Here is a 5,459-nt window from a genome sequence, read left to right on the forward strand (position 1 = left end):
ACGGCGGTGGAGAAGTACCTGACCGGCTACGTCGTCGAGAAGTCGCTCAGCGTGGACAACATCTTCGTGATCGCCATGATCTTCGGGCTCTTCGCCGTGCCGCCGCTCTACCAGCACCGGGTGCTGTTCTGGGGCATCCTCGGGGCGCTGGTGCTGCGCGGCGTGATGATCGTCCTGGGGGCGAAGCTGATCGCCGAGTTCCACTGGATCCTGTACCTGTTCGCCGCCTTCCAGATCCAGACGGCGCTCACGATGCTGTTCCTGAAGTCGGGGCACGGCGACCCGAACCGCAACGCGGTGGTCCGCCTGACGCGCCGGCTGTTCCCGGTGACCGCCAGATTCCACGGCGAGCACTTCGTCGTGAGGGCCGGCACGTCCGCGTCGCTCGAGAGCGAGGTTCCCGGCGCGGTTGCGGTGGATGACGAGGTCGTGCAGGCGGCCCGGCCGGGGACGCTGCTGCTCACGCCGCTGGCGCTGGCGCTGGTGATGGTCGAGACCACCGACGTGATCTTCGCCGTCGATTCGATCCCGGCCATCTTCGCCATCACGGGCGACCCGTTCCTGGTCTTCACGAGCAACGTGTTCGCGATCCTCGGCCTGCGGTCGCTCTACTTCGCGCTGGCCGGGATGGTGGAGAAGTTCCGCTACCTCAAGATCTCCCTCGCCCTGATCCTGCTGGTCGTGGGCGTGAAGATGCTGATCGCCGGGTGGCTGAAAGAGTTGCTCGGGAAGAGCTTCAACCTCTACGTGCTGCTGACGGTGCTCGCGATCCTGGCGGCCGGGGTCGTGGCGTCCGTGGTCGCGGATCGGCGCGACGGCAGGGAGTGAGCCGGCGCCGCTGCCGTGAAAATGCACGACCCCCGTCGCATCCGCGCGGGGGTCGTACGCATTTCACCGGAACGGACCGCGGTCTGCCTACAGCATGTCCTTGATGGACTTCATGGGGCGCACGCGCACCGAGCGGGAAGCCGGACGCGGCTTCTGCTTCACCATCTCGCCGGTGAAGGGGTTCTTCACGAGCTTGCCGCCGGCGACGGCGGGCTTCTTCACCAGGGACAGCTTCATCAGGCCCAGGTAGTTGTAGGAGCCGTGCTTCTTGACGGACTTGACCATGATGTCGGTCAGCGCGTCGCACACGCCGACGACGTCCTTGCGCGCGAGGCCGGTCTTCGCGCAGATCTCGCGATAGGTCTCGCCCTTGGTCGGCGGCTTGTTCGAGGGGGCGGCTTTGGCCGGAGCCTTCTTCGCCGCGACCTTCTTCGTCGTCTTCTTTGCCATGCGGGTTCTCCTCCTTGGATGGAAACCTGAAGACCGCTGTGGGTCCATTCCCTGGGGGAATCTAGCGCAATCCGGCGCGGTGATATACAAAATATCGTGGTTCGGCCGGGAAAATTGGGAATTCCCGACGACGCTCCGCGCGCGCCGCGACGTCGCGGGATGAGCGTCGCGCGGGTCGGCTTCGGTCCGCCGCGCGACCTTGCGATCGCGGCGACGAGGCCGCGATCCGTCGCGCCGGCGTCGCGACGCGGCATGATGGCGTGATCGGGAACGTCCGGCGCCGCGCCGCGGACCCAGGCGCGACCTGCGATCGCGGCGACGTCGGGGTGAAGAATCGGCGGCTGCGTGATCCCGCGTGCTGCGAGGGACCTTCCGAGAAAATATCCAAAATATTATCCAATACAGCCCATATATCAGATGTGGCAGCTATAAAACCATGACGATTTCGCTAAAACACATAAGTCAGCGTGAAGGCCGAAACCCCCTCGCCGCCCGCGCCGAACAGGCCCGCGGAGGTCAGCCCGGGGTTCACGGGCGCGCTGTCGTTGTGGGCGAAGTCCGCCGTCAACCGGCCGTGACGCAGGGCGAAGCCCAGGCTCAACGGCGTGGCGACCGCCTCGAGTCGGTCGCGATCCGACGTGGGGTGCGCGCCCGTCGCGGTGCGCAGCCGGTCGTCGTGCACGCGGACGTACTGCATGGAGGCGCGCGCCGTGAGCCAGGGCAGGACCGCCGACTCGAGGCCGGCGCGGCCCCGGATCTGGTAGAAGTCGCGCTCGCTGCGGCTCCAGTCCGCGCTCAGGGAACCCGCCTCGCGCAGGTCCAGGTCCTGGTGGCCGCCGCGGTACTCGACGCCGATGAGCAGCAGGGTGTCGGGATCGGGGCGCAGGTTGGCGGCGATGCCGAGGCTCGTCATCGAGGCGTCGATGTCGGCGGGGCTGTTGATGTCGGCGTCGAAGGCGGCGCGCCGGTCGCGGAAATGGTCGATGAGCGGCACCAGGGTCAGGTCGGGAGCCAGCTCGACGAAGCCGCGCAGCCGCAGGCCGAACGTGGACCAGTCGTTCGTGGGCGACAGGTGGTAGAGGGCGCCGTGGCTCTCGGCGCGGCTGTTGACGATCTCGCCCGCGGCCTCTAGGCGCAGGCCGGGCCGCGGTTCGCCGCCCACGCCGAGGCCGTAGTGGTGGTAGTACTGGGCGTCGATGCGGTCGCCGACGAGCGTGCCGACCTCGGAATCCCCGTACGTGGTGAACCGCCCGCACAGGCCCACGTCCAGCGCGCCGAAGCGGCGGGACCACAGCGCCGAGAAGGCGCCGTCGGTGTCGCTCTGGGGCAGGTGGTCCTGGAAGTAGAAGGCCGCGGTGCCCCAGCCCCCGTCCCGGGACAGGCGAGCGTGGACGCCGCCCCCGTGGCCGATCAGGCCCTGGTCCGCCGGGGCGCGGTCGCGGCCGTGCAGGAGGTCGCCGAACTCGAACACGGCCCGGTCGGGATAGTCGCCGAGGCTGCTGTACCAGCGCAGCACGTCGACGGTGTCGGGGCAGTAGCCGGCGTCGCCGCCCAGGGCGAGCAGGCGGGCGGTGCCCGCGGCGACCGGGGCCGCGGCCGCGAACAGGGTGCACGTCGACACGACGGCGAACAGGCAAGATCGGCGGTTCATGGCTCGGTCACTCCTCGGGATATTCCTTGAAGAACGTGGGGTGCCCCTCGACGAAGACGCCGCAGTCGGGATGGCTCCAGATGGTCGTGAATTCCTCGGCCGGCAGGCCCGTCTCGCGGGACCAGGCGCCGCCGTGGTACCGCCAGACCTGGTCGGTGAACAGCAGGAACAGGTCGTCGGCGCGCAGCTCGGTCATCGTGAACAGCAAGGACGGCAGCTCCGGTTCGTCGGTGACGAGGTTCAGGTCGCCATCCTCGTAGCGGTACACGATGGTGTGAGCCGGATTGACGGCGGTGTGACCGCCGATCCAGAGCGTCTCGCCGCTGCGCGAGGCGCACAGGCGGGCATAAGAGAGACCCGGGATTACAACCAGCGCCTCGAACGCCGCGCCGTTCCAGCGCTGCAGGCTGATCGAGCCGTTCGACACGAGCGCGTGCAGCGAACCGGACGCCGTGGCGGTCAGGCCGTGGACGGCGCCGGCGATCGTGTCGGAGTCGCGCCAGCAGGCGCCGTTCCAGATCCGCAGGCCGGCGGCCGTGCCGGCGAAGATGCTGTCGGGGCTCACGGCGTGGACGTAGCCCAGGTTGGTGCCGGGTGAAGGGATCGTCCGCCAGCCGTCGGCGGGGTCCCGCAGGGAGATCTCGTCGCCGCCCTTGGCCAGGACCCAGCCGTCGGCGAGCGTCTGGACGAAGGAGACGCTGCGATTGGTGGGCAGGTGGGACGATTCGCGGGTCCAGGCGGTGCCGTCGTAGTGCAGGACGCGCCCCCACCATTCGCCCGCCCAGATGTCGTCGCAGCCCGTGCCGGCGAAGGCATTGAAGTGGCGGAACCCGAGGTCCAGGGCCGACTCGTTCCAGGTGAAGCCCCCGGCCTCGCGCGTGCCGGCCATCAGGGTGCCGCCGTAGCCGCAGGCGAGCAGGCCGGCGGTCCCGCAGCGGGCCAGCCCGTAGATCCAGCGTCCGGTGTCGTTGCTCCAGATCGACGTGCTCACGCTGTCGCGCATGACGATGCCGCCGTCGGTGGCGCAGATGATCGCGCCCATGTCGAGCAGCGTGTTGATGGAGGACCAGGAGCTGCCATCCCACTCCCAGCCGGCCTGCGGGTCGCGCACGAAGATGCCGCTGTCGTAGTAATACCCGTCGGACCAGAAGAGGCGCCCGTCGCCGTGCTGGATGCTGCCGCGGTCCAGCGTCAGCTCCGTCGCGGCGGTCCAGCCCCTCACGAGCCAGATCAGGGAATCGTCGCCGACGCGGATGAGACCGTCGTCGGCCGTCCAGACCGTCGTGCTGGTGGAGCGCGGTCCCGCCACGGTCCGCCACCTGTCGCCGTCGCGGATGCGCAGGCCGAACGAGCCCACGACGTACAGCCGGCCGTCGTCGGCGCAGACGAGGTCGCGGATCGCCTCCTCGGGGAAGCGGTCCTCGATGTGCCAGGCGCGGCCGTCGAAGTGCAGCAGGTAGTCCTCGCCCGCGGCGTAGACGTCGTCGCGCCCCCACGCGTCGAGGGTCCCCAGCCGGACCTCGACCGGGCTGTCCACGTTGGTCACGGCCTGCCCGTCCCAGTGCACGATGCTGCCGTGGGCGCCGACCGCCCAGACGTCGGCGGGCGAATCGCCCCAGACCGCGAAGAGATCGTAGCCGCCGGGCAGGGGGTGGAAGACGCTCCAGCCGTCGGCGGGGCCGAAGGGCGTGGGTTCCAGCGTGTCCGGGGCGCAGCCCGACGCCAGCAGGGCGAAGGCGAACAGGACGGCCGTTGCGGTCGATCGGGTCATGGCGCGCGTCCTCGTGCGGTCGCCAGGGCGTGGGCGGGATCACGGCGCTCGGATGGCGATTCCGGCCGGCGGCGTTCCGCGGCAGCCTGCATGGATTTCGGGGAATCCTCACACATGCGGGGGGCGGGGGCAAGGGGGATCAGCGGCCGCGGGCCGGTTGACGCCGGGGTGCAAATCCGCTATGGACAGGGGGCGGCTTCGCCGCCTCGTTGCCGACGGCGAAGGAACACGGCGATCTTGGTGACGGTGCCGACGTCGCGCACGAGTTCCTGGTGACGGGCGGATCCCAGCCCTGACGGCCCGCGTTCCCGGAGGAGCCCCATGACCCAACTGCCGGTCCTGCGCGACCTGGTGATCGTGTTGGCCGTCTCGCTGACGGTCGTGTTCGCGCTGCGCCGCGCCGGGGTGCCGACGATCGCCGCGCTGCTGCTGTGGGGCGTGGTGCTGGGCCCCGGCTGCCTGTGCCTGGTGCGCGAGCACGAGAGCATCGAGGTCGTGGCCGAGATCGGCGTGGCGATGCTGCTGTTCGGGATCGGTCTGAAGCTGTCGCTGCGAGAGCTGGCGCGCCTGCGCACCCTCATCCTCGGGGCGGGCGGGATGCAGGTCGGGCTGACCGTCCTGGCCGGCGTGATCGCAGCGTCCGCCTTCGGCTACCCGACCGGACAGGCCGTGTTCTTCGGGTTCCTGCTGGCCCTGAGCTCGACGGCCATCGTGCTGAAGATGTTCGAGAACCGTGGTGAGACCGACGCGCCGCAAGGG

At 69.7% G+C, this 5,459-nt stretch carries 5 protein-coding genes; 2 read left to right on the forward strand and 3 right to left on the reverse strand.

Annotated features, from left to right (window positions below; genetic code table 11):
* On the forward strand, nucleotides 1–828 hold an 828-nt coding region (locus tag Q7W29_09750; GenBank protein MDO9172103.1), incomplete at its 5' end, for a TerC/Alx family metal homeostasis membrane protein.
* 87 nt (nucleotides 829–915) lie between these two features.
* On the opposite strand, the gene Q7W29_09755 is transcribed toward Q7W29_09750, so the two are convergent.
* The 3 genes from Q7W29_09755 to Q7W29_09765 all read right to left on the reverse strand — a co-directional run bounded on the left by Q7W29_09755 (nucleotide 916) and on the right by Q7W29_09765 (nucleotide 4,700).
* Nucleotides 916–1,278: an HU family DNA-binding protein gene (locus Q7W29_09755; protein ID MDO9172104.1), complete on the reverse strand. Its 363-nt coding sequence runs from the start codon at nucleotides 1,276–1,278 to the stop codon at nucleotides 916–918.
* A gap of 448 nt (nucleotides 1,279–1,726) precedes the next feature.
* Nucleotides 1,727–2,929, reverse strand: coding sequence for a hypothetical protein (locus tag Q7W29_09760; GenBank protein MDO9172105.1), 1,203 nt, complete (start codon nucleotides 2,927–2,929; stop codon nucleotides 1,727–1,729).
* Nucleotides 2,930–2,936: 7 nt separating this feature from the next.
* Complete coding sequence (locus Q7W29_09765; GenBank protein ID MDO9172106.1) at nucleotides 2,937–4,700, reverse strand: hypothetical protein; 1,764 nt, start codon at nucleotides 4,698–4,700, stop codon at nucleotides 2,937–2,939.
* Nucleotides 4,701–5,021: 321 nt separating this feature from the next.
* On the opposite strand from Q7W29_09765, the gene Q7W29_09770 reads away from it, so the two are divergent.
* Nucleotides 5,022–5,459, forward strand: a 438-nt coding sequence (locus Q7W29_09770; GenBank protein MDO9172107.1) for a cation:proton antiporter, incomplete at its 3' end; no start/stop codon positions are given.

The sequence above is a fragment of the bacterium genome, from assembly GCA_030654305.1.
Lineage (GTDB): Bacteria > Krumholzibacteriota > Krumholzibacteriia > LZORAL124-64-63 > LZORAL124-64-63 > PNOJ01.

What these genes read in the sequence shown, in the direction of transcription:
- Q7W29_09755 (MDO9172104.1), bottom strand. Translation starts at nt 1,278, where the DNA reads ATGGCAAAGAAGACGACGAAGAAGGTCGCGGCGAAGAAGGCTCCGGCC.
- Q7W29_09760 (MDO9172105.1), bottom strand. Translation starts at nt 2,929, where the DNA reads ATGAACCGCCGATCTTGCCTGTTCGCCGTCGTGTCGACGTGCACCCTG.
- Q7W29_09765 (MDO9172106.1), bottom strand. Translation starts at nt 4,700, where the DNA reads ATGACCCGATCGACCGCAACGGCCGTCCTGTTCGCCTTCGCCCTGCTG.